Origin of the sequence: Propionibacterium sp. oral taxon 192 str. F0372 (assembly GCF_000413315.1) — a bacterium.
Lineage (GTDB): Bacteria > Actinomycetota > Actinomycetes > Propionibacteriales > Propionibacteriaceae > Brooklawnia.
Genome location: NZ_KE340297.1, coordinates 2,200,474 through 2,220,547, shown reverse-complemented (window position 1 = coordinate 2,220,547; position 20,074 = coordinate 2,200,474). Strand labels below are relative to the sequence as shown.

The window sequence follows — 20,074 nt, the reverse complement described above, 5'->3', positions numbered from 1 at the left end:
TGATGCGTGAGCGCACATCCCGAATCCCACCCGTACTTCGACGTGCCTTTCGCCCCGATGGCCCACCGGGGTGGTTGGATCAGCGGGCAGGATGAGTCCAGGGAGAATACCCTCCATGCCTTCACCAGAGCTGTGAAACTCGGTTACCGCTATCTGGAGACTGACGTTCATGCGACCCGTGACGGGGAGCTCATCGCCTTCCACGATTCGGTTCTTGACCGGGTCACCGATTCGACGGGGATCATCGCATCGATGCCTTGGTGCGAAATCGCCCGGGCGAAGATTGCTGGGATCGATGAGATCCCCACCCTCGATGAGGTGCTGGAAACCTTCCCCAGCATCCGGTTCAACATCGACATCAAGGCCCCTAGGGCCGTCACCTTGCTGGCCAGAGCCCTACGCCGACATGCCGCCGAAGACCGGGTGTGCGTCTCCTCGTTCAGTGCGCGGCGGCTCGATCACTTCCGCCGCCTGTCCGCGGGCCGGGTAGCCACCGGAACCGCGTTGCCGGGCGTGGCGTGGGCCTCGAAGATACCCTGGCTTCCGGCTCGTCTGCCGATGCGAGGCCAGGCGATCCAGTTGCCGGTGAGCCAACGCATCAAGGGTATCCCGGTGCAGGTGCTGACTCCACGTCTGCTCGACACTGCCCATCGACACGGGATGAAGGTGCACGTCTGGACGATCAATGACGCCGAGACGATGACTGAACTCATCGAGATGGGCGTCGACGGGGTGATCAGTGACCGGATCGACGTGCTGAAATCAGTCGCTCTGGCCCACGGAGTGTGGCACTGACACACTCGGAGACCTCCCCACTTTCTGCCGGATTGCGCGGCAGGGTGGAAGAATCTGTGATGGGCTGGTGTTGGACGGGACGTCAGGCCGGTCCATGGATGAAAGGAGGAACCCCCATGGCTGATCGCGCATTGCGCGGCGTCGGACTGGGCGCCAAGAGTTTCGAGGACGAGGAAGGCATCGAGTTCGCCGCACGCCAGACATTGGGTTTTGACTGCGAAAAAGGCCATCACTTTGACATGACCTTCTCCGTCGAGGCGGACCTTCCCGCCGAATGGGAATGCCCCAAGTGTGGTTCCCTGTCTAAACGGTCGGACGGAACCCAGCCCGAGGAGAAGGACGTCAAACCTCCGCGCACCCACTGGGACATGCTGTTGGAGCGTCGTTCCGTCGACGAACTCGAAGTGCTGCTCGCCGAACGCCTCGAAGAAGTTCGGACCGAACGCATCTACTGAGCAAACCACTCGTTGCACACGGTGGCTTTTACGCTCAGGAGAGCTTGTCGAACAGCCTCCGGAATTGGTTCCAGCGTCGCTGAGCACCCCACACCGCGGTACGTCCGAGAGCTTCCTTGATGATTGAGCCGCTCATCTTCGATTCTCCGAAGGTGCGGTCGGGGAAGTAGATCGGTACCTCTGCTACGGTGCCTCCAGCCTCGATGACCTGTCTCGTCATGTCCACTTGGAAGGTGTAGCCCTTCGATGCGATCGCGTCGAAATCGATAGCTCGCAGGATCTGAGCACGGAATGCGTTGAATCCGCCGGTGACATCGTGTACCGGGAGATCCATGGCAGCCTGCACCCAGATATTCGCTGCTCGTGACAACAGTTCCCGGACAGGGCTCTGATCAGTGGCCCCGCCCCTGATCCATCGCGAACCTTTCACCATGTCGGCATGTTCGAGAGCTGCGAGGACATCGGGCAGCAACTCGGGCTGATGAGAGCCATCGGCATCCATCTCGACCAGCACGTCATAGCCGCGCTCTAGTCCCCAGGTGAAACCAGCCAGATAGGCGGCAGCAAGGCCTTGCTTGCCGGGACGGTGCACGACATGGATGTGATCATCCTCGGCGGCCATCCGATCGGCGATCTCACCGGTTCCGTCAGGTGAGTTGTCATCCATGATCAAGGAATGTGCCGAAGGAACTGCGGCGCGCAAACGCGCCACAATCGATTCGATGTTCTCTGCCTCGTTGTAGGTCGGCGTGATCACCAGGACCCGCGCATCGTTGCCATCAGCCATGTATCGAGTCTAACCAACCAGTGGTCGGTTACTGAACGTGGTACGTAGAACGATGGTGGTCTGAGTGTTGACCGACACTCCGACGCGAATGTCAGTGAGCAATTGGTCGAGAGCTTCCGTCGAGGCCACTTGGACGACGCACATGTAGGAAGCATGCCCGGACACCGAATAACAAGATATGATCTCCGGGATATCGGCAAGGAAACTGGGGATGGGTTCTTCCTGGTCGGCTGCCATCGGCGAGATCTCGATGATGGCTGTCAGCCCTCGTCCAACCATGGTGGGGTCAATGTCGGCCCGGTAACCGGTGATGATGCCGCGTTGCTCCAAGCGACGGACCCGCTGCTGGGTTGCAGAGGTAGACAATCCCACCTTGCGCCCCAGTTCGGTGAATGAGATGCGGCCATCCGTAGCCAGCAACTCGAGAATGCGCCGATCGGTGTCCTCCATGACTCCATCCTGACACCGAGGTAAGACATCATCCCTCACGTCTCAGTTTTTGACAGAAACTTCAACTGGTGCGACGCAGCATGTAGATGGCCGACGACGCCATGAGATTGGCGCCAAACTGGCCCAACCGCCGCGGACGCCCACTTGGGGAAAGCGGGATGCGTTTGTCAACTTCTAGTCCGATGTCGGTAAGCAGCGGTTCCAAGTCGACAAGGGTCGCGTGATGCAGGTTCGGGGTTGAGTACCAGGAATAGGGCAAATCCCGGGATTCGGGCATATGACCACTCAGCAGGCGCAGCCGGTGCCGCCACAGCCCGAAATTGGGCATGGTGAGAATCATCCTCGGGGCGATCGGCCGCAGCTGGGCCAGCACCTTGTCGGGCCTGGTCAGGGCGGGCAACGTACGCGACAGTACGACAACGTCGTAGGAATCGGGAGCAAAAATGTTCAGTTCGGTATCGACATCCAGATCTAGCAGCGGCACTCCCCTGGCGACGGCGGTCAACAGGGATTCCGGATCTTTTTCCACCCCAGTTCCGGTGCACTGCAAGCAACTGATCAGGTGGTACAGCAGTTCTCCATCACCACAACCGATGTCGAGCACCCGGGACCCGGGCTGTATGTGCTGGGAGATAACGTGCAGATCGGGGCGGATGCGCCAGGGTTTGGCACTCATCGTTCCCAACTCGTTCCGCGGTAAGTGGTGTCCGATTTCATGAAGGCGGCCACGGTGGCAAGGTAGTCATCGATGGTCAGCAGGAATGAATCGTGACCCCATGGCGAGCGAATGTCACGGAAGGTGACCGGCTGATCAGCCCTGGTCAGTTGGCGGACGATGTGACGCGATGCCTCAGTGGAGAACCGCCAGTCGGTGTCGAAACTCACCACCAGGAAACGAACTGGATCGTCGAGCAGCCGGTCCAGGCAGCCAGGCTCGGCAAATGGGTTGAAATAGTCCATCACTCTGGTCAGGTAGAGATAGGACAAGGCGTCGAAACGTCCGAGGAAGACTTCGCCCTGATGTTCCAGGTAGCCTTCCACCGCAAAATCGACACCGAAACCGTGGGACCACTCGTCGCGTTGCGGATTGCGCCCGAATTTGGACTCGAAGCCCTCCTCCGAGGTGTAAGTGATGTGTGCCATCATCCTGGCGATGGCCAACCCGGTGTCCGGACTGGTGTCATATTTCTGGAAATAGCCACCGTGGAAATGCCCATCACGCATGATGGCCTGACGGCCCACCGCTGAGAAGGCGATGTTCTGTGCGGTGAGACGGGCCGAGGATGCGACGATCACTGCTTTGTGCACCTGTTCGGGGTGATCCATGCTCCACTGCAGCACCTGCATGCCTCCCATGGAACCGCCTACCAAGGCATGCAAGTGGTTAATTCCCAGATGATCGAGCAGCGCCCGGTGAACGACGTTGAAATCACGCATGTCAAGCAATGGGAAGTCGAGGCCCCACGGCTCACCGGTGGCCGGATTGATCGAGGATGGGCCGGTGGTCCCTTGACAGCCTCCCAGCAGATTGTCGGCGATGACGAAAAACCGGTTTGTATCGATGGGTTTACCCGGACCAATCATGACGTCCCACCAACCGGGGTGTTTGTCGCCCTCATGCCATCCCGCAGCGTGGGCATCGCCGGTGAGGGCATGGCAGATGAACACGGCATTCGACCGGTCATCATTGAGAGTGCCATAAGTCTCGTAGGAAACGATGACCTCGTCCAAGCGCTCACCGTTGACCAAGTGGAGTGGGTTCCGGGCATCGAAGAGGGTGACGAATTGGGTGTTCGTCACCCCCACGCCATCACCGAACTCACTCATGGGATCCTCCTCGGACCCCCACAGGCTACCAGCGTCGATCAACCGATCGCGTCGGTGAACGCTTCGCTGACCACCACCTGGTTACCGAGCAGCCCGTGCGTAGCCATGAACTCGCCCATGGCCGCCCAGGTTTGCGGGTTCTGGATTCCGAACTCGGTTCCATACAAGGCATTGGTCGCCTGAAGCACCGCCAGAGCATAAGTCTTCTGCTCGTCGGATGACAAAGTTTCGACGTAGTTGGTGCACAGTTCGACGGTGTCATCTGGATTCTCGGTGCAGTAGGTGACTGCCTTGTGCACCGCCGTCATGAATTTGTTCAGTTGGTCGGCCCGGTCGGTAACGATCTCATCCGCTGCTCCAAAACCCAGGGCCACAAGCGGGAGATCCTCCACCTCCAGCACTTTAGCGGCAAATCCGGAGGTCCGCAGGCGCACCAGATCGGAGTTCGCGAAGCCGACCACGGCGTCCACATGTCCCTCGGTCAGTGCAGAAAACTGGGTGTAGCCGATAGAGGTGATGTTCACCTGAGCGCGGGACAGCCCCGCGGACTCGAGTGCAGCGAGTAGGAAGAACCAGTTCTCTCCGTATTCCCCCGGCAGCCCAATGGTGCGTCCCGCCAGATCCGCCACTGTGTTCACCGGGGAATCGGCAGCCACGATTAGTGACGACGGGTAGGTCTGGTAGGTGGTGGCAAAGTTCCGTATACCGACCCCTTGGGAACGGGCCTGTAGCATCTCATCACCACCCGCGTAAACGATGTGCTCATCACCGGACTGTAGCGCCCCGAACAGGGATTCCTGGGCTCCGTGGTGACGGATGGTGATCTCCAACCCCTGCTCGGTGAACCATCCAAAGTGATCAGCGACATAGATCGGGGCGAATTGGATGTCCGGTACATAGGTCAACCCGATTACCAAGGCATCGGACTGTTCCTTGGACGAAGGACCGGAGCCACCGCAGGACGGCAATGCTGCGGCGGCGAGAGCTGCTCCGAACCCGGTGAGCAGGGTCCGTCGGGTGGTATTCATTTTAGTCTCCTTCGACTCGCAAATGGATTGGCTAGCCATTCGACCAGCCGCATGGACAAGAAGATCGTCACAGCGAGCACGCTGAGCACGATGAGGGTGGAAAACAGTCCGATGGTGTCGACGGACTGAGACTGGACGGCAAGACGCTGACCGAGTCCCGATCCACCCATGACCAGCTCGCCGACGACCGCACCGGTGATCGACAGGGTGAAGCCGTTACGCAATCCGGTTAGGGTGGCGGGCAAAGCCAGTGGCCACTCCATCCAGCACGCCAACTGCCAGGCGGTCGCACCGTCGACGCGCGCCGCGTCCAGCAGTTCCTTGTCAATCGAGCGCAACCCCAGCACCGTGGACAGCACCATCGGGAAGAAGACCATGACCGAGCACAGCAGCACCACCGGAAGCATCCCGTAGCCAACCCAGATGACCATCAGTGGGGCGACGGCCACCGCCGGGATCGCCTGAGAGGCTGCCAGATAGGGCGAAAGCGCCGCATCGGCAAGCTTGGAGTGAGCTATCAGATAGGCGATCGGCATCGCTGTCAGGGCAGACAGTGCGCATCCAGCCAAAGCCTCAAGGGTGGTGACCCACAGCGGAAGCCACAAGCGTCCCGAGGTCAGATCCCGGCCAAGGCGTTGCAGCACATCACCCGGATCGGGCAGCAGGGTTGTCGGAATGCTGTGCGCGGCGGCGACAGCAAACCAGACCAACAACACAAGAGATGCTGCAACCACTGGAGCTACGATCCGCAGTCCCAGTGGCGAGTTGTCCTTGGTCACGTACACCTCCGGCTTGGACCGGGGCGACACAGAAACGGACACGTGAAGCATCCGACATGACGTGCTCTCCCATCCGGACTCTCACCGTCGGTACCGGAATTCCACCGGTTCAACCACTCACCGTGTGGATCGTGGGTCGCGGACTATCACCGCCGGTTCGGACTTTCACCGACCCCGGGCACATTGATTCTTGCGGAGTTCACTATAGCCGCTGGAACCTGTCGGATGGGTACAGAGCCCATACAGAGATCAACGAGACACCCACGCAAGCCGCGCAGACACCGAGCCCCAGCTGCATGCCCAGGACAAAAGCCTCGCGTGCCGCGGCAACCAACTGTTCGGCCTGCTGTCCAGGAAGAGCAGATGCCACCTCAATGGCGGATTGCAGAGACGTCGATGCGGCATTCTGCTGGGAAAGATCCAGATTCGCCCAAGTATCTGCGGAGGTGACCGCCCCCCGGTAGCGGGATGCCAGGATTGAGCCGACGACGGCCACCCCCAGTGCACTACCCACCTGCATCAAGGCGGTATTGGTGGCCGAACCGACCCCGGTCACGTCGCTGGGCAGTGAATCCATTACGGCTTGGGTGGCGGCCGGGACCAGCAGCCCGGCCCCCAGCCCAAAGCCAAGTGCCCCGATCAACAGGTACCCGAAGCCATCCTCGATCCCAGTCGTGGCCATCCAGGTGAAGCCACCGGTCACGAAGCCCAGCCCCACCATGACGGTGATCTTCAGACCCCGGCGCTGGATGGTGTGGGGAGCCATCACCGAACCGATCAGCACCGCTGCAGCGATGGGCAACACGCGCAACCCGGTTTCCAGTGGGGTGAAACCGAGGATCAGTTGTAAGTGCTGGGTAAGGACGAAAAGGGCTCCTGCGCCACCAGCAGTGACCAGACCGGCCACCCCCACGGCGACAGAGAACTGTCGGATGGTGAACAGGTCAAGACGCATCAGTGGCGCTACGACACGGGATTCGTGCCACACGAACAACGCGGCGAGCCCCAACCCGGCCATGAGCACTCCGATAACCAAGGGCGAGTTGATGCCCAGGCCAGGAGCAGAGATCACTGCCCAGCACACCATGGCTAGGCACACCATGGATCCCACACCCCCGAGGAAGTCGACCGGTTCCCCGCTGCCCGGTGTCGTACGTTTCGGTAACACCCAAGCCCCGACACCCACCACCGCCACTGCAACAGGCACATTCAGCCAGAAGATTGATGACCAGTTGAAATGCTCCAGCAGGATTCCCGACAGCACCGGACCGGCGGCCCCGCCGGCGCCATTGGCCCCCGACCACAGGGCAAAGGCCAGGGTGCGTTCCTTCGGGGTGGTGAACAATGCCGAGACTAAAGCGAGAGTAGATGGGGCCAGCAGAGCTGCCCCTATGCCCATGACAGCCCGGGCCCAGATGAGCATGGTGGTCGTCGTTGACAGGGCCGCCCCCATGGATGCCAGGCCGAAGACGAGAGCCCCGGCTAGGAAGGTCTTTGACCGCCCCCACCTGTCAGCCAGTGCCCCAGCAACCAGCAGCAGGCCTGCGTAGGTCACCTGGTAGGAATCCACTGTCCACTGCAACTGGTCCATGGTTGCGCCAAGCTCACGGGACAGCGTGGGAAGCGCCACGTTGAGGATCGTATTGTCCAAGGAAGCCATGAACAGGCTCAAGGACAGCACCGCCAAGCCCACCCACCGCAGTCGCAGGTGTCGTTCGCTCTCGGGGGTCGACGCATCTGGGGCTTGACTCACGTCGGACAACTTATCGGCGGTGTGTGAAGGACCCAAGCCGACACCCGGCCACCGTCCGGGAATCAGGGCTCAGTAGTGGGAGACAACAACGGTACCGATACTCGACCACTGGTGGATGAAACGGGCATCGGCGGTGGACATGTTGACGCAACCATGCGATCCTCCCGCACCGCTCCAGCCGAAGGAAGGCTGCCAAGGGGCTGCGTGGAAAGCGATGGAGCCGGTGAAATAGGAAACCCATTCGACCCCTTCGGCCTCATAGGTGGTGCCGTCCTCGTTGGTACCACGCATAGTCTGCGATTCGTACTTGAGATAGACGCTGTAGGTACCGGTGGGGGTTTCCATGCCAGGCCGACCCGGCACAATTCCAACAGGCCCGAGCACCACTTTGCTGCCCTCATAAGCGGTCACTGTGTTGTTGCCGAGATTCAGATCAACCCACTTCTCACCAGGAGCCGGCTGATAGATGAGATTCTCGGAACCTGCGGCGACCTTCTTCTCACGCCAAGTCGCCTTGATCTGATCGAAGGTGAACTCACCGGTGAAGTTTTGTCCGTTGGACACTGCGGCGGTGATCGCCTCAGCAACCTTGTCGTGGTTGTTCACCGCCCACCCATCGACCGCCTCAGTGGAGACCTTGACGAGCTTTCCGTTCTCGTCGATACTGCGCACACCGTTCACCGCTTCAACATTGGCCGACGCGGTGGTCTTGTCGACCCACTCGGTGACCTTGGCGGAATCAACGGTGGCAACGAACTCGGCAGAATCTGGGCCCGGAATCGTAACCCAGGAGGCCTTGTCGGCCCGTGTCGGTGAGAAGGCTACTGTGTCCTTGCCAGCGACGATGACATCAAGATCAACGATCTTATTCGCCTCAGCAGCGATGCGCTCGGCATCGGCGTCGGAGATTTTTGGTGCGACCTGGTGTTCCGCCAGGGTCAGCGAAGTTGACTGCAGGGTGGAGGCTGCCGTATTGACTGCCTGCACCAGCGGTAGAGGATCGACGGCCGAACCCACCAGACCGGGCGCCGATGCGAAGCTTCCGGTGTTCTCGTCGAAGGCCACCTTCGCATCAACGGAGGGAATATGGTTGGCCGCTGTGAGCTTTTGCACCGCACTGTCGGTGATGTTCTTGTCGACTGAGACGACCAGTGGCACCTGCTTCTTGCCAAGAGCTCCGGTCAACCGAGAACCTAGGGTCTGGTTCTCGGCGAACACTTGGGCGATGGTCGCGTCGACATCAACGGTTGCGCCCAATTCGCCGAGACCGTAGGCGGTGGTCCGGCCATCAACCGTGACATCAATAGCCACCTGGGAGGAACGCTCGGTGATCATCGTGGCGATTTCCTGCGCTGTTTTCCCGGTGACTGACTCCCCCAGCACCGATACACCCGGTAGGGCACGATCGGAGAAGTACGCCCCATAGGAAGCGGTTGCCAGCCCGAGGCACGCAACGACCCCGCTGATCACCCCGATGACCACCAGCCGACGCCGTCTTGCTACTTTGTTCACCCGGTGGATTCTAGGTTGGGACTCCGGAACGGACCAGCCCACCACATGGTATGGCGCCACATGGTGATGAAACTGTTGCCAACGCTATCCTCGTGTGCTCTCAATAGACCGGCATATGCTCCGTCGAAGGGTTGTCCAGGGCGATGAATTCCGCGAAACTCATCGGGTCGTGCCCGCTGAGAGTTCGAACATCGCCGGTGACCACATCCATGACCCCTGATGCGATCGCTGTGTAGGTGCTCACCCAAGCTTCGATCTGCCATTCGGGAACGTTGTACTTGTGCCGGGTCTCGTAAGCCTCGGCGAGGTCCTGGTTCACGTAGCTGGTAGGTCGGTTCGCAAGTTCCGTGATGATCGCGGCGATCTGCTCAAGGTCGATTGTCTCGGGGCCAGTGAGTTCGTAAGTTTTTCCGGTGTGGGCATCGGGATCATCCAGCACTCCAACGACCGCATCCACCACATCGGCCCTGGCGACTGCACCGGTTCTTCCCTTTCCTGCAGGCCCGGCGATCACACCGTCCACTACTGCCTTGGGGAAGAAGTCCATGTAGAAGGAGTTGCGCAGGAAGGTGTGGGCCATCCCGGAGCAGCGGACCGCTTCCTCTGTCGCCCAGTGGTCGCGAGCCAGAGTGAAGGTGGCATCCGGAGCCGCGCCAATGAAAGAGGTGTAGACGATATGCTTCACCCCTGCCTTCTCGGCGGCCTCAATGAACGCCTTCTGGTGAGTGACCCGGTCGGCGGATTCGGCCGCCGAGACCATGAACAGCACGTCGACGCCGCGCAGAGCCGAGACATTACCGATCTTATCGAAGTACCCACCGGTGCTCCGCACGCCCCAGTTGCCGGCTGGTGCCTTGCGTGCATCGCGGACGATGAGACGCAGATCCTTATGCTTGGCTGCAAGCCCTCGTGCGACGCCGCGCCCGATGAATCCTGTTGCTCCGGTGACGCCGATCCTCATTGATCCTCCTGTGCATTCGTGCATCCGCCGTGCTCTTTGCACAGCGTCGAGCAGACTGGTGCGTAGAACCTCTTGCATGCATGATGGTAGCGGAGGTGCCCATGCCGGATCTGGTGATCGGGGCAGACGGGTTGAGTAGACCTATCTGGGCCGAGTCGAGTGAGTTGATGCGTATCTACTACGACACCGAGTGGGGCGTACCAGTACGTGATGAACGCGGGGTGTACGAACGTTTGGTGCTGGAGGGGTTCCAATCGGGGTTGTCCTGGGCGACAATTCTACGCAAGCGTCCCGCATTCCGCACTGCTTTTGCCGATTTCGTTCCCGACCAAGTCGCAGATTTTAATGAGGCCGACATTTCTCGGCTTCTCAATGATGTCGGCATTGTCCGAAACCGCGCCAAGATCATGGCAGCAATCACCAATGCACGCGCTACCCTTGCGCTGCGCGAATCAGGCGGTCTACACAACCTGGTTTGGTCCTTCCAACCGAGGACCACTCCCCTACCAATCTCCCAGTCCGATGTGCCCACGACTTCTTCCGAGTCGATCGCGCTATCCCGGGAACTGAAGCGACGTGAGTTTAGCTTTGTAGGCCCCACGACAATGTTCGCGCTCATGGAGGCAATCGGGGTGATCGACACTCACCTGCTGGGCTCCCACCGCAGAGGTTGTTCCGGGCAGTGGACGGCAGACGGGCATCGACTTACCGACATATAGTCGATTGCTCTATTCTCTCGAGCAATGGAGGTTTCTTGATAATGGATCCCCGGCGTATCGAATTCGCCCGTCGTAGCTGGGAGGCCGGTGAGACGGTAGTGCCGGGCACCGAATCTGCGGAGATCATGCATACCCTGGCCACCGAAGCCATCGCCTTATGTATGCGGATCAACTCGGAGCCAGACCCGCGAATGCGGCACCGGCTATTCGAAGAACTTTTCGGCACAGAACTCGACTCCTCGTTTGTGGTCTTCCCACCTTTCAACACCGATTGTGGGAAAAACATCCATGTCGGACGCAATGTGTTCATCAATGCCGGCTGCAAATTCCAGGACCAAGGCGGTATCCACATTGCCGATGGTGTCTTCATCGGCCACAATGTGGTAATTGCCACGCTAAACCACGATCAGGACCCCACCAGGCGTGCCGCGCTCCACCCCGCGCAGGTGCACATTGGCAGGGACGTCTGGATTGGGGCCAGCGCTACGATCTTACCTGGGGTATCTGTCGGGATTGGCGCTGTCGTGGCCGCTGGGGCTGTGGTCACCTCCGATGTTCCATCCCAGACCATGGTGGGCGGGGTTCCAGCAAAAGTAATCAAGCAGCTGTGATTCAGCCGTTACTCCAGCGGTCCATAATCACCGGGCTGAGGTCGACGAGACCTTGGGTGGGATCGGTGGGGTGAACGAAAACGGTGATCAGATCACCAATCTCCCACTGCCACTTGCGGTCATCAAAGGGCTCGGAGCTAAACCGACGGCCGTCGGGCAACTGCACGTGAGCAATCTGGTAGTAAAAATTGTTGACACGGATTGACGAGGTTGACTTGTCAATGATTCGTCCCTGTGCAGGGACCCCATTGTTACGTAGCCAGGTCAGTCGCCGATGGGTCCGTCGGCCCCATTCCAGGAATACCCCGCCGAGCACGAGGAAAACGACTGCGGGGGCAGCGAAGCCGATCAACGCGGGGCTAAGGGTCTGTCCGGTCGCCATCATGACAAATAGCACCATGAACATCACGAGGACTGTCGTGCCGCCAATGAACATGAAGATGGTGCCCAAAAGACGGACCACCTGGCTTCCTACGTACATTGTCACCTCCCAGCAACCACACTAGAACGCGATGGGCTCATTACAGCATGAACATCATCGGCAGCGGCCCGAACCCGAACGCCTTCGGCATCAAGGCTGCAACGATCCAAGACGCCAGCTACCGCAAGCAGCCGCTACCTGCAGATAACCCTCATGCCGGTCCCGGTGAGTGAGTCGATCGGGTTGGAGACCGACCAGTTCCTACACATCAACGCCGGGCAGGGGCACATGTCTCAGCGCCGAAAACCTAGATCTCGCCCAGAAGGTCTCCGATTGCTAGGTCGTGCCAGGTACCCGCCAAGCGACGTCACGCCGGGTGTGCTGTGATCGCTCGGCGACCCGGGGCCAGCGGTCCGGATAGCTGATACCTCTCAGCGGGCCGCCAAGCGTTCGGCGACGAGTTCCATGAGAGCATCAGCCACTTCATCCTTGGTCCCCGATGCTTTGGCGACCTCCTCGCCCTGGGAATCGAGGATGACCAGCGCGTTGGGCACGTCGCCGAACCCCAGTTGCTTGCCCACGGCATTAACCGCAAGCAGATCGGCTCCCTTGCGTCGCGCCTTGGCGGTTCCATGAGCCAGCACATCACCGTTCTCATCACCGGTTTCGGCAGCAAAACCGACGACAAATGTCCTGGTGCCGTCGGTGCGGGGAGGACGGGCAATGAGCCCGGCCAGGATGTCAGGGTTTTCTATCAGCTCAATACGCATGCCGCCAGGGGAATCCGAGCCGCCGAGGCGATGCTTCTTGATCTTGGAATCAGCCTGCTTCACTGGGCGGAAGTCCGCGACAGCGGCAGCCATGACCACAACATCCGCCTTTGCCGTAGCGCTGCGCACGGCATCCTCCAGTTCCCTGCTGGTACCAACCGGAACAATTTCGACCGCTGCGGGCAGCAGGGCAAGTACTTCCGCGCCAATATTGGCGCTCACCAAGGTGACATCAGCACCTAGGCGATGGGCTGCGACGGCCAGCGCCACCCCCTGTCTACCGGAGGAACGATTGCCGATGTAACGCACCGGGTCGATCGGCTCACGGGTTCCTCCTGCAGAGACCACGACACGTCGCCCCTTTAGAGGCAGATCAGCGAGACGGGCAGCCGTCTCCTCCTGCCCGGTCACCGTGGCAAGCGCCTCGTGCACGATCCTGTCTGGCTCCGGCAGCCGTCCGACTCCATGATCGGAGCTGGTCAGTGGCCCGGAATCAGGGGTGATGACGACCAGCCCGCGTCGACGTAGTGTATCCACGTTCTCCACGGTGGCAGGGTTGAGCCACATCTGGGTGTGCATTGCAGGGGCCACGACCACGGGGGCTGACGTCGTCAGGACCGTGGCCGTTAACAGATCATCGGCACGCCCGGCGGCGATGCGGGCCAGCAGGTCAGCCGATGCCGGGGCAATGAGCACGAGATCGGCCCACTCCCCCACGGCGACATGTTCGATAGCGGCCGGATCATCGAAGACCCCGGTGGACACCGGGTAACCCGACACCGCAGCAAGGGTTGGAGCACCAATGAACTGTAGCGCTGCCTGTGTGGCGACGACTTTCACCTCATGGCCCGCAGCACGTAACAGTCGGATGATCATGGGGGTCTTGTAGGCAGCAATGGATCCCGAGACCCCGACGACGATGCGCATCGGCCTGGACAACCGATCCCCCCACGATGTCCTCTTCGGGCCGGAAAAGGCTTCGAGCATCTATTCGACCTGCTTTCTTTCGTGGGTTCAGGCGATGTCGCGAGGTGCCTCAGTCTACCGGGGCCGCTGGCGCTGTTCTCGTCACCGATGCCCTGATGGCTCGTAGTCCCCAACGTTCCAGCCGAGACAGATAGCTGCTTGACACACTGCTGCGGGATGTGCAGACCGGGGTGCTGTCTAGTGTGATCGACGACGGTCAGCCATAGGCGGTGCCCGTCCTGCACGCCCTTGATGGTGACAGATTGCTGTTCGACAATTCGACGGGCAAGGAATTGGCGACCACCGCGCCGTTCGCCTTGATAAAATGTACCATTCCCCGATTCAATGCAAGCGCTGTCGGGCAGGCGCCGAAGCCCCTTGAGGTTCGAAACGACCACTGCGGCTAGGGATTCCGTTCGGCGGTCATGCTAGGCTTACCGCGAAGTGGGTGGCCAGCATCATCGACTGCGCGGATTCATTCCTGTGGGATGAGGCCATGTCATCCCAGATCTCCCCAACCTCACCGACAGTCCCGAAAATCGTGGTCCAGGCCACCGATCTTTGCAAGACATTCGGTACACGAGGCCCCACAGTCACCGCCCTCGACCGTGTTTCGGTGTCATTCACCGCTGGTCAGTTCGCAGCCATCATGGGTCCCTCAGGATCTGGAAAGTCGACGTTGTTGCATTGCCTCGCTGGACTGGAGCGGCCAGACTCGGGATCAGTCGTTACCGCCGGAGCCGAACTGACGCGGATGTCCGCGGACCAGTTGACCATGCTGCGACGGGACCGGCTCGGGTTCGTGTTCCAATCGTTCAACCTGATTCCCACACTCACTGCAGCCGAGAACATCACACTCAGCGAACGGATCGGCGGTCCGCGAATCGATCGTGAGTGGGTGGATCACCTGGTGAGTGTCCTCGGTCTGGACCAGCGGTTGGAGTATTACCCGGCTGAAATGTCGGGTGGGCAGCAGCAGCGTGTGGCGATTGCGAGGGCGCTCGCCCATCGGCCAATAATCGTTTTCGCCGATGAACCAACCGGAAATCTGGACTCGCACACCGGCGGCGAGGTTCTTGACTTCCTGCGTCTGGCCGTTGAGCACATGGGGCAGACCGTCATCATGGTGACCCACGATCCGTTGGCTGCCACGCACACTCACCGCGTCGTGTTCCTGTACGACGGACAGGTGGTTGACGAGGCACAAAACCCCACTGCTCAGGACATCCTCGCCCACATCACCGCCCGAAGGATGGCAGTATGATCACACTGGCACGACGCAGTCTTCTCGCGCGGAAATCATCGGTTATCGCTGCATTGCTCACAGTTGTGTTTGGCGCAGCTCTGGTGACTGCCACCGCAATGATCAATGCCGCGCAACACAACCACGATTCTGCACATGTCACCAACTGGCAGTTCTCTGCGGTCGATGCAGTAGTCAAGCCGTCGGCACAGGTGGTGCTGGCGAACGGCATGCAACAGGACCTACCCACCATGCCCAGGCTCACCGAAGAGCAGGTCCAGGCGATCAGCACAGCACCAGGAGTCTCCTCGGTGTCGCTAGAGCGTCCCTTTCCGGCGTATGCCGTCACCGATGACGATCAGATCCTGGGTAATCAGATCACCCGCTCCTGGGGGCATCCGTGGACCACCGCGATCGCCGACGGTGCAGAACTGACCGAGGGCAGCGAGCCGGTGGAACCCAGCGATGTCGTCATTGAGGACAGCATTGCCCAGGCCGGGAGAATCAGCGTTGGTGACCACATACGAGTGAGACTCGCCGACGGAACGCAGGTGTTCACGGTAACCGGTATCACATCACGCCCCGGCTCCCAGTTCGAACATGCCCTGTTCTTCGGCAATGACACCGCAACTCAACTGGCTGCCCCAGTCGCGGCGTTGGTGTCCACCTCGGATGCCGATGCCCTGAAGGCTGCTCTGCCAGACATGGTCGTCGCCGTCGGTGATGCCCGGGCCCAGAGCCTCCAGTTAGATCCTCGACAGGCCGAGCTCGTCGGCAGCGGAGGAAATTTCCTCATGCTGGTGGCATCCCTTGCGCTGTTGATCGCGGTCTTCGTCACATCCAGTACCTTGAGCGTCTCGATCACCCAACGACGCCGCGAATTGGCGATGCTTCGTGTGGTCGGCTCCCGGTCGAATCTGATCCGCCGCATGATCATCTGGGAGGCCATTTTGATCGGGATATGCGGCGGGATCATCGGGGCAATGGTCGGAATCTGGCTTGCGGCCGCCGCGCAGGACTTCTTCGTGTCACAGAATCTGATGGCTCGAGGTATCACGGTCTCGGTTGATTTGCCTGCGCTTTTACTCGGTGTTGGTTCTGTTCTGCTCGCTGCCCTGGTGGCAGCCGTGCTCCCTGCACGCCGCGCCACGAGGATCGCCCCTCTTGATGCACTGCGCAACGCCGAGCTCCCCGCGACCTCCCCCAACCATGGTCGTATGGTCTGGGGCTGGATCTGTGCGGTGGGAGCGGCGGTATTACTCGTGGCGGTGTTCGCCTTGGGCGGTCCGGTGACCACGACCCGTGGGACGATCGCGATATTACTGCTGATGATGTCATTCCCCCTGCTGATCTCCGCCGTGTGGTTGTTAGGAGAAACTCTGCTGAACCAGATACCTTTCCTTCTTCGCCCGCTTCTCGAGCGCTGGTTCGGTGGGTTCATTGCGTTGCGATCGATTGGATCCGACCCGCGTCGGGCCGCAGGAGTGGCTGTCCCCATCACCCTGCTCGTCGCGGTCAGCTGCGTACTCCTGTTCCAGGACAGCGCAAATGCACAAGCTCAGGCCAAGAGCTATGCCCAGCAACTGACCGTCGACCTCGTGATCGGCGACACTGCCCACGTCGGCATCCCTCTTACAGTCGCAGACGAAGTCCGCAATCTTCCCGGTGTGGCTGCGGTTAGTCCGCGAGTAACATCCCAGCTGGTCATCGACCAGCCCACCACGAGCTCGGTGAGCGGAACCGTCATCGGTTTCCAACCCGATGATGTGGATCGACTCATAAAACTCGCGATCACCGAGGGTTCCTGGGAACAATTTGGTTCCAACAGCATCGGCATTTCCAACGCTATCGCCGAGAACAAGGGGTGGCGTATCGGGCAATCGGTGGATTTCCTCCATCCGGATGGATCATCTGGCTCTGCCGTGGTAGGGCTCGTATTCGATGACCCGACGGGATTGGCCGACATGGTGCTACCAGTATCCGTGCTTTCTCCTCATCTGCTAGAACCACTGGCACCAGCCATCTACGTCAAATTTGATGACGACGCCGATGCCGTCGCCACCAGGAAGGCGGTTGATGCAGTCGTGCAGCAATTCGCGCCGGGAGCACGCGCCCTTGATCGCGACACGCACCTAAAGCAGGTAGCCGATGAGACAAGCGGCGACGACTGGATTGTTCTGATGGTTGTCGTCATCCTGGGTGGCTATGCCGGTATCTCAGCCATCAATGTACTGGTCGGGTCAACTATGGCACGACGCCGGGAGTTCGCTCTGCTGCGCCTGGCCGGATCGCGACGCAGTCAAATCATCGGATCGCTAATGATCGAATCGCTCACGATCACACTGGTCGCAGGGGCTCTGGGAACGATGATCGAGAGCGTGACGATGATCGGCTACGGATACCTACTCACGGACACGGTGTGGCTACCATTCGTCGCCCCGAAGTTCTGGACGATCATCGGCTGTGCCTTCCTTGCAGGTGCGGTCGGTACTCTCGCACCTTCCCGTACGGCGATGAGGGCAGACCCGCTGGAGGCGATGAGCTGATGGTCGCGCGAAGGCACGGCAACACGCGTGACAATGAATGACATGCGAAGCACACTGGTCGAGATCGACAATCCCGGTCTTGCGCTGCGCCATCGCCCATTGTCATTGTTGGCCACTTCCTGGCCGTGGCGTTGTCTGGCCCACCTGCTCACCACACCGGTCGTTGCAGTTGTGTGGCTACTCACCTGCTGGATCCTGTTTCCCCTCGCTGTCCGGCCACTCGGTCGGGTGGAGCGGTGGCGGTTGAGGCTGGTTGACCGGCACGCTGCTCCAGACCCACACACCGAACCCGCTACCGGGGGAATCCACGAATGGGTTCGGCACCGATTGCACGAACAGATCACTTGGACCGAATTACTGTACGGGCTACTGCTCATCCTGATGTCGGTGCTCGAATGGGCCGTCCTGGTTCTTGCGCTACTCCTGCCCACAATCCTCGCGACCGCAGCCGGGCTCAACATTGCCCTCCTGGCATTAGGCGTGGAGCCATCCGTCGTGGACCAGACCTCGGGGCCACTGCAATATGACATGATCGCCCAGATCTGCCTTCTGGCTCTCGGTCTGGTTCTGCTCACCGCAGGCATGTATATCGTCACGCTCACCGCCGAGGCGCATCGACAGCTGGCCCGCTTCCTGATCTGCGTACCCGAATCGGGACTCGTCGAACAGGTTGATGGGCTGGCCCGCTCCCGAGAACGGGTCACCACCGCGTTTGATGCCGAGCGACGCCGAATCGAAAGGGACCTACACGACGGTGTACAACAACGACTGACATCACTCGTTATGACTCTTGGTGTCCTGAAATACCAGCACGAACACGGCGAAGATATCGTGCCCATCATCGACCAGGCCCGTAATGACGCACAGGACGCCGTTGACGAACTCCGCGAGATCGTGCACGGCATCTACCCATCTGCGTTACGGGAGCATGACCTCCCCGATGCACTTGATGATCTCGTCTGCCGGGCACGCGCCACCGGCCTGACAGTGACGTCGGACATTGACGTTGCCCAAGACCTCCCAGCCGACACAGAAGTCGGGCTCTACTTCGCCGTCAGCGAGTTGTTCACCAACATCATCAAGCACGCCGGGGCAGCCTCGGCATCGTTGACGGTGCGTCATGATCCTGACATGACCATCGTCGTCACTGTCAGTGATAATGGCCGCGGAGGTGCGCAGCCGAGAGGAAGCGGCCTGATCGGTGTCGTCGACCGCATCGAGACCCTCGGCGGCCGGGTCAGGATTAGTAGTCCCGCTGGTGGCCCGACCCGCATCATCTTGGAGGTTCCATGCGCATCGTCATAGCCGAGGATGCCACGCTGTTGAGAGAGGGGCTGGTACGTCTTCTCATCACCGCCGGTCACGATGTGGTCGCAGCCGTCGACAACGGCGACGCGCTGGTGGAGGCGGTCTGCTGCCATCAGCCAGATCTCAGCATTGTCGATGTGCGCATGCCACCGACCCATACCGATGAAGGCATCAGGGCTGCTCAACAACTGCGCCGTCGCAACCCCGCAGAGCCGATCCTGGTGCTCTCCCAGATCGTCTCCGGTCGCGCCGCAGCTGATCTGATCACCACCGGCAAGGGTGGCATTGGTTACCTACTGAAGGATCGTGTTGGTGAAGTCGATGAATTCCTCGGGACGCTTGAGACAGTCGCGACTGGGGGCGAAGTCATTGATCCCGAAGTCGTCCGCAAGTTGCTCCGCCGCCGATCAGGCTTGGATGAGCTCACTTCACGTGAATTGGAAGTTCTCGCCCTGATGGCCGAGGGGAGAACCAACGCGGCGATTGCCGCAGAACTCGTCATCACAGATGCCGCCGTCAGCAAGCACATCAACCGTATCTTCGCCAAACTCGGCCTCGGCGCAGACATCACCACTCACAAACGCGTTCAGGCCGTCCTCACTTACCTGCGTCGATGATCGCAGAGTCCCGAAACCGTGAACGACGGTGTCTCGGAGCATCCGTTGATGATGACTTGGGATACCACAACCGTCGGGACGACAGGATTTGAACCTGCGACCCCTTGACCCCCAGTCAAGTGCGCTACCAAGCTGCGCCACGTCCCGAAGGATCCGGCCTTCGGTATCGTCGCCAACTCGGAAGCCTTGATCCAGATGGGCCTCGTTGCCTCGACCCGGGGTGAAACCTTACCCGATCCAACCACCGGTAACCAAGTTTGGATCGCGCGCGCAAGCAGGTTCACGCAACTTCGCTCACCAGTTCGGCTTGGTCGCCCCGGGCAGGCGCTTGCGCAACCTGACCGGTGAGACATCCCTGAATATCTGGAATATCTGGTACACCGACCCGCCCAGACGCAAATCCAGTTGCGTTTGTGCTGGACGCTGACGTCCCAGCGGTGCTTGTGCATCGTCGGTGGGAGTGAGATATGGAGTGCCGGAGCCTGGTCGCGCTTTAGTCACTTGGTATTTGCGTGGCACGAACACT

Annotated in this window: 21 protein-coding genes, 1 tRNA gene and 1 riboswitch; of the genes, 9 read left to right on the top strand and 13 right to left on the bottom strand. The window is 60.3% G+C overall.

Annotated elements, in window-relative coordinates; translation table 11 throughout:
* The first annotated feature begins 6 nt into the window (after positions 1 to 6).
* Both HMPREF1531_RS10370 and HMPREF1531_RS10365 read left to right on the top strand, forming a co-directional pair.
* The gene (locus HMPREF1531_RS10370) at positions 7 to 795 is read left to right on the top strand and encodes a glycerophosphodiester phosphodiesterase (protein ID WP_036897743.1); all 789 of its coding nucleotides are present in this window, start codon (positions 7 to 9) and stop codon (positions 793 to 795) included.
* 116 nt (positions 796 to 911) lie between these two features.
* Positions 912 to 1,250 (top strand): RNA polymerase-binding protein RbpA, encoded by a 339-nt coding sequence (locus HMPREF1531_RS10365; RefSeq protein WP_016669906.1) that lies wholly within the window; start codon positions 912 to 914, stop codon positions 1,248 to 1,250.
* A 34-nt stretch (positions 1,251 to 1,284) separates the two neighbouring features.
* Here the strand turns inward: HMPREF1531_RS10365 and HMPREF1531_RS10360 are convergent, their stop codons facing one another.
* The 9 genes from HMPREF1531_RS10360 to HMPREF1531_RS10320 all read right to left on the bottom strand — a co-directional run bounded on the left by HMPREF1531_RS10360 (position 1,285) and on the right by HMPREF1531_RS10320 (position 10,347).
* Entirely contained in the window at positions 1,285 to 2,037 is a 753-nt protein-coding gene (locus tag HMPREF1531_RS10360) for a polyprenol monophosphomannose synthase (protein WP_016669905.1), read from the bottom strand.
* Between the two features lie 9 nt (positions 2,038 to 2,046).
* On the bottom strand, positions 2,047 to 2,487 hold the full coding sequence (locus HMPREF1531_RS10355; protein ID WP_016669904.1) for an Lrp/AsnC family transcriptional regulator: 441 nt from the start codon (positions 2,485 to 2,487) through the stop codon (positions 2,047 to 2,049).
* Positions 2,488 to 2,548: 61 nt separating this feature from the next.
* Complete coding sequence (gene metW, locus HMPREF1531_RS10350) at positions 2,549 to 3,163, bottom strand: methionine biosynthesis protein MetW (protein WP_016669903.1); 615 nt, start codon at positions 3,161 to 3,163, stop codon at positions 2,549 to 2,551.
* Positions 3,160 to 4,314 (bottom strand): homoserine O-acetyltransferase MetX, encoded by a 1,155-nt coding sequence (gene metX, locus HMPREF1531_RS10345; protein WP_016669902.1) that lies wholly within the window; start codon positions 4,312 to 4,314, stop codon positions 3,160 to 3,162. Before metX ends, metW begins: the two co-directional genes overlap by 4 nt.
* Before the next feature lie 38 nt (positions 4,315 to 4,352).
* A complete protein-coding gene (locus tag HMPREF1531_RS10340; protein WP_016669901.1) occupies positions 4,353 to 5,342 on the bottom strand; it encodes an ABC transporter substrate-binding protein in 990 nt (329 codons plus the stop codon).
* Complete coding sequence (locus HMPREF1531_RS10335; protein ID WP_036897739.1) at positions 5,339 to 6,121, bottom strand: ABC transporter permease; 783 nt, start codon at positions 6,119 to 6,121, stop codon at positions 5,339 to 5,341. The genes HMPREF1531_RS10340 and HMPREF1531_RS10335 overlap by 4 nt, the downstream gene beginning before the upstream one ends.
* A 57-nt stretch (positions 6,122 to 6,178) precedes the next feature.
* Positions 6,179 to 6,307: riboswitch (FMN riboswitch) on the bottom strand.
* 16 nt (positions 6,308 to 6,323) lie between these two features.
* The gene (locus HMPREF1531_RS10330) at positions 6,324 to 7,874 is read right to left on the bottom strand and encodes an MFS transporter (protein ID WP_232210240.1); all 1,551 of its coding nucleotides are present in this window, start codon (positions 7,872 to 7,874) and stop codon (positions 6,324 to 6,326) included.
* Between the two features lie 69 nt (positions 7,875 to 7,943).
* The gene (locus HMPREF1531_RS10325) at positions 7,944 to 9,386 is read right to left on the bottom strand and encodes a L,D-transpeptidase family protein (RefSeq protein ID WP_036899072.1); all 1,443 of its coding nucleotides are present in this window, start codon (positions 9,384 to 9,386) and stop codon (positions 7,944 to 7,946) included.
* Between the two features lie 100 nt (positions 9,387 to 9,486).
* Positions 9,487 to 10,347, bottom strand: a complete 861-nt coding sequence (locus HMPREF1531_RS10320; RefSeq protein ID WP_016669897.1) for an SDR family oxidoreductase — start codon at positions 10,345 to 10,347, stop codon at positions 9,487 to 9,489.
* Between the two features lie 101 nt (positions 10,348 to 10,448).
* Between HMPREF1531_RS10320 and HMPREF1531_RS10315 the strand changes: the two genes are divergently transcribed.
* Positions 10,449 to 11,066 (top strand): DNA-3-methyladenine glycosylase I, encoded by a 618-nt coding sequence (locus tag HMPREF1531_RS10315; RefSeq protein ID WP_016669896.1) that lies wholly within the window; start codon positions 10,449 to 10,451, stop codon positions 11,064 to 11,066.
* Positions 11,067 to 11,107: 41 nt separating this feature from the next.
* Positions 11,108 to 11,677, top strand: a complete 570-nt coding sequence (locus HMPREF1531_RS10310; protein WP_016669895.1) for a DapH/DapD/GlmU-related protein — start codon at positions 11,108 to 11,110, stop codon at positions 11,675 to 11,677.
* 1 nt (position 11,678) lies between these two features.
* Here HMPREF1531_RS10310 and HMPREF1531_RS10305 read toward each other — a convergent pair whose 3' ends face one another.
* A complete protein-coding gene (locus HMPREF1531_RS10305) occupies positions 11,679 to 12,140 on the bottom strand; it encodes a hypothetical protein (protein WP_156860249.1) in 462 nt (153 codons plus the stop codon).
* A gap of 65 nt (positions 12,141 to 12,205) precedes the next feature.
* Between HMPREF1531_RS10305 and HMPREF1531_RS14330 the strand changes: the two genes are divergently transcribed.
* Positions 12,206 to 12,331 carry a hypothetical protein gene (locus HMPREF1531_RS14330; RefSeq protein WP_269593315.1) on the top strand — a complete coding sequence of 42 codons (126 nt, stop codon included), beginning with the start codon at positions 12,206 to 12,208 and terminating at the stop codon, positions 12,329 to 12,331.
* A gap of 198 nt (positions 12,332 to 12,529) precedes the next feature.
* On the opposite strand, the gene coaBC is transcribed toward HMPREF1531_RS14330, so the two are convergent.
* Positions 12,530 to 13,855: a bifunctional phosphopantothenoylcysteine decarboxylase/phosphopantothenate--cysteine ligase CoaBC gene (coaBC, locus tag HMPREF1531_RS10300; RefSeq protein ID WP_016669893.1), complete on the bottom strand. Its 1,326-nt coding sequence runs from the start codon at positions 13,853 to 13,855 to the stop codon at positions 12,530 to 12,532.
* Positions 13,856 to 14,282: 427 nt separating this feature from the next.
* Here coaBC and HMPREF1531_RS10295 point away from each other — a divergent pair, with 427 nt between their 5' ends.
* The 4 genes from HMPREF1531_RS10295 to HMPREF1531_RS10280 are packed head-to-tail and all read left to right on the top strand — an operon-like array spanning position 14,283 to position 19,548.
* Positions 14,283 to 15,098 (top strand): ABC transporter ATP-binding protein, encoded by an 816-nt coding sequence (locus tag HMPREF1531_RS10295; RefSeq protein ID WP_232210239.1) that lies wholly within the window; start codon positions 14,283 to 14,285, stop codon positions 15,096 to 15,098.
* Positions 15,095 to 17,623 (top strand): FtsX-like permease family protein, encoded by a 2,529-nt coding sequence (locus HMPREF1531_RS10290; protein WP_016669891.1) that lies wholly within the window; start codon positions 15,095 to 15,097, stop codon positions 17,621 to 17,623. The genes HMPREF1531_RS10295 and HMPREF1531_RS10290 overlap by 4 nt, the downstream gene beginning before the upstream one ends.
* A gap of 42 nt (positions 17,624 to 17,665) precedes the next feature.
* Positions 17,666 to 18,928, top strand: a complete 1,263-nt coding sequence (locus HMPREF1531_RS10285) for a sensor histidine kinase (RefSeq protein WP_156860248.1) — start codon at positions 17,666 to 17,668, stop codon at positions 18,926 to 18,928.
* Positions 18,913 to 19,548, top strand: coding sequence for a response regulator (locus HMPREF1531_RS10280; protein WP_016669889.1), 636 nt, complete (start codon positions 18,913 to 18,915; stop codon positions 19,546 to 19,548). The genes HMPREF1531_RS10285 and HMPREF1531_RS10280 overlap by 16 nt, the downstream gene beginning before the upstream one ends.
* Before the next feature lie 73 nt (positions 19,549 to 19,621).
* On the opposite strand, the gene HMPREF1531_RS10275 is transcribed toward HMPREF1531_RS10280, so the two are convergent.
* Positions 19,622 to 19,695: transfer RNA gene (locus HMPREF1531_RS10275), tRNA-Pro, on the bottom strand.
* Between the two features lie 147 nt (positions 19,696 to 19,842).
* On the bottom strand, positions 19,843 to 20,067 hold the full coding sequence (locus tag HMPREF1531_RS13725) for a hypothetical protein (protein WP_016669888.1): 225 nt from the start codon (positions 20,065 to 20,067) through the stop codon (positions 19,843 to 19,845).
* Positions 20,068 to 20,074 lie beyond the last annotated feature (7 nt).

Excerpts from the sequence above, each read along its gene's own strand:
- HMPREF1531_RS14330 (WP_269593315.1), top strand. The coding sequence starts at position 12,206 with ATGAACATCATCGGCAGCGGCCCGAACCCGAACGCCTTCGGCATCAAG.
- metW (WP_016669903.1), bottom strand. The coding sequence starts at position 3,163 with ATGAGTGCCAAACCCTGGCGCATCCGCCCCGATCTGCACGTTATCTCC.
- HMPREF1531_RS10280 (WP_016669889.1), top strand. The coding sequence starts at position 18,913 with ATGCGCATCGTCATAGCCGAGGATGCCACGCTGTTGAGAGAGGGGCTG.
- HMPREF1531_RS10320 (WP_016669897.1), bottom strand. The coding sequence starts at position 10,347 with ATGAGGATCGGCGTCACCGGAGCAACAGGATTCATCGGGCGCGGCGTC.
- HMPREF1531_RS10290 (WP_016669891.1), top strand. The coding sequence starts at position 15,095 with ATGATCACACTGGCACGACGCAGTCTTCTCGCGCGGAAATCATCGGTT.
- coaBC (WP_016669893.1), bottom strand. The coding sequence starts at position 13,855 with ATGCTCGAAGCCTTTTCCGGCCCGAAGAGGACATCGTGGGGGGATCGG.
- HMPREF1531_RS10315 (WP_016669896.1), top strand. The coding sequence starts at position 10,449 with ATGCCGGATCTGGTGATCGGGGCAGACGGGTTGAGTAGACCTATCTGG.
- HMPREF1531_RS10360 (WP_016669905.1), bottom strand. The coding sequence starts at position 2,037 with ATGGCTGATGGCAACGATGCGCGGGTCCTGGTGATCACGCCGACCTAC.
- HMPREF1531_RS10355 (WP_016669904.1), bottom strand. The coding sequence starts at position 2,487 with ATGGAGGACACCGATCGGCGCATTCTCGAGTTGCTGGCTACGGATGGC.
- HMPREF1531_RS10285 (WP_156860248.1), top strand. The coding sequence starts at position 17,666 with ATGCGAAGCACACTGGTCGAGATCGACAATCCCGGTCTTGCGCTGCGC.
- HMPREF1531_RS10310 (WP_016669895.1), top strand. The coding sequence starts at position 11,108 with ATGGATCCCCGGCGTATCGAATTCGCCCGTCGTAGCTGGGAGGCCGGT.
- HMPREF1531_RS10365 (WP_016669906.1), top strand. The coding sequence starts at position 912 with ATGGCTGATCGCGCATTGCGCGGCGTCGGACTGGGCGCCAAGAGTTTC.
- HMPREF1531_RS10340 (WP_016669901.1), bottom strand. The coding sequence starts at position 5,342 with ATGAATACCACCCGACGGACCCTGCTCACCGGGTTCGGAGCAGCTCTC.
- metX (WP_016669902.1), bottom strand. The coding sequence starts at position 4,314 with ATGAGTGAGTTCGGTGATGGCGTGGGGGTGACGAACACCCAATTCGTC.